Source organism: Vibrio sp. Y176 (assembly GCF_033438945.1).
This window is the reverse complement of record NZ_JAWOQS010000359.1, coordinates 1-797: the sequence shown is the minus strand read 5'-3', so window position 1 is coordinate 797 and position 797 is coordinate 1. Positions and strand designations below refer to the sequence as shown.

Below are 797 nucleotides of genomic sequence, written 5' to 3'. Positions count from 1 at the left end.
TCCGCCGCTAGTTGATGTAATACGGTTTCATCCGGACCAGAAAAACGCACCTCAACCGCGAACTTATCTTTGGTTGCCAGCTTCAGCGCTCGGAAGCGAGGTTCGGCATCCGGAAACGCCTCTTTCAGCCAATCATCACCACGCGTCACCAAGTAACTAATGCTCTCGTAGTCTTTGGTGTTGATCAGAATCTGGCCGTAGGCAGGGTCGAGTGGCTCAGGCTCTACCGTTACCGAGAAGCGAGGTGCACTGGTGCCGACATAGCTAGAGATACTTTCCACTTCTGGTTGTGCGACCAACCATTCTTCAACTTTGCGCATGTCTGCCGAGGTTTGTTCAATCTTGGCACCATTGGGTAGCCAGTAATCGAGAAACACAATTGAGCGATCCGACTGAGGAATAAAGTTCATGGCCACATACGGGATTGCCACGGCGGTGATTAAAATCAGCGGAACCAAAGCGGCTAATGCTTTACATGGGTTGTCCACCGTCCAGAATACCAACTGTTTATAACGGCTCGGTTTGGTCTCTTCGCTGTTAGCTTTTGGCTTGATGAACATCCACGCCATTAATACCGTAAACGTCATCGCGACGATCCATGAAAGCAACAGTGACGATGCCACAATGTAGAACACAGAGCTCGCAAACTCGGCGGAGTCGGTTTTGGAGAACAACACTGGGCTTGCGCCCATAATCGCGATGACAGTTGCGCCTAAAAGTGGCACGGAGGTCTCTTTGACGGAATCAATCGCGGCGCGAGTTCGCTCGATACCTTTGTTGAGCTTGGCGATCATCAT

The 797-nt window shown here is 50.9% G+C and carries 1 protein-coding gene; it reads right to left on the bottom strand.

The genetic code is table 11. The features are described from left to right. Window positions 1-797: efflux RND transporter permease subunit (locus R7O13_RS26065; RefSeq protein WP_318305100.1), on the bottom strand; the 797-nt coding region annotated here is incomplete at both ends.